Origin of the sequence: Streptomyces sp. DH12 (genome assembly GCF_020873895.1) — a bacterium.
In the GTDB taxonomy this organism is placed as follows: domain Bacteria; phylum Actinomycetota; class Actinomycetes; order Streptomycetales; family Streptomycetaceae; genus Streptomyces.
In genome coordinates, this window is sequence record NZ_JAHWGT010000777.1 from 1 (window position 1) to 490 (window position 490).

Here is a 490-nt window from a genome sequence, read left to right on the forward strand (position 1 = left end):
TCGACAGCTATGATCGCCTCGCCATGTTCGCCGCAGGGGAGATCGCCCTCCTCGCCTGCGCCGTCATGGCCCGCGCGAACAAGCGCGCCACCGCCACCGCGACCGCGGCCGGCACCCCGGGCGTGCCCGGCGTCCTCGTCTGGTGCATCACCGGCATCCAGATCATCCCCGCCTACAGCGAGTCAGGATTCTGGGGCGGCACGGTCCGCGCTGTCATCGGCCCGGTCATGGCCGGCCTGCTCTGGCACCTCGCCATGGGCCTGGAGATCCGCGTGCAGCGGCCCGAGGCTCTCTCCACCGGCCTGCCCGCGCAGATCGGCCACGAGCTCCGCGAGCGCCTGCTGTCCTACCTGGGCCTGGCCGTCCGCGGCCGCACCGCCGCCCAGGTCTCCCGTGACCGGGCGACCGCCCGCGCCGTACGCCACGCCTCCCGCCGCTGGCTCGGCCCCTGGGGGCGGGCCGCCCTCAAGGCTGCGGTCGCCCGCTCCGG

At 75.5% G+C, this 490-nt stretch carries 1 pseudogene; it reads left to right on the forward strand.

Annotated elements, in window-relative coordinates:
- Positions 1-23: 23 nt before the first annotated feature.
- Positions 24-490, forward strand: a pseudogene (locus LPA54_RS37010) (hypothetical protein); the annotation flags it as partial.